Origin of the sequence: Oceanobacillus luteolus (assembly GCF_023715655.1) — a bacterium.
In the GTDB taxonomy this organism is placed as follows: domain Bacteria; phylum Bacillota; class Bacilli; order Bacillales; family Amphibacillaceae; genus Oceanobacillus; species Oceanobacillus luteolus.
In genome coordinates this window covers 1-445 of the sequence record NZ_JAMBON010000154.1, presented here as the reverse complement: position 1 = coordinate 445, position 445 = coordinate 1, and the positions used below count along the sequence as shown (strand labels likewise).

General features: G+C 58.2%; 1 protein-coding gene. It reads right to left on the bottom strand.

Annotated features, from left to right (window positions below; all coding sequences use genetic code 11):
• Nucleotides 1-429, bottom strand: a 429-nt coding sequence (gene mazG / locus M3210_RS20170; RefSeq protein WP_251518087.1) for a nucleoside triphosphate pyrophosphohydrolase, incomplete at its 3' end; no start/stop codon positions are given.
• Nucleotides 430-445: the final 16 nt, after the last annotated feature.

The following is a 445-nucleotide window of genomic DNA, read 5'->3' as shown; positions in this document are numbered from 1 at the left end:
CATCAGCGCCGGCAGGCTATGGGGAATATCGTCCAGTGCCGAATGCTGGGCTTTTTCCGCCCGCTCCGCGCTTTTGATTTGCTCCCAGCGAGCCAGGACTTCCGTGCTATTGCCCGCCGATGCCTCGCCGAAGATATGCGGGTGGCGACGCTCCAGCTTGTCGCTGATGGCGGCGCAGATATCGTCAAAGTTAAAGCGTCCCTCTTCCTGCGCCATTTGCGCATAGAACACCACCTGGAACAGCAGATCGCCCAGCTCACCGCGCAGATCGTCAAAATCTTCCCGCTGGATAGCATCGAGGACCTCATAGGTCTCCTCAAGGGTGTAAGGGGCGATAGTGGCAAAGGTCTGCTCTTTATCCCATGGGCAGCCGTTTTCCGGGTCGCGCAGGCGGCGCATGATGCCGAGCAAGCGGTCAATTTGAGTCATGTGACAATCCTGGAAA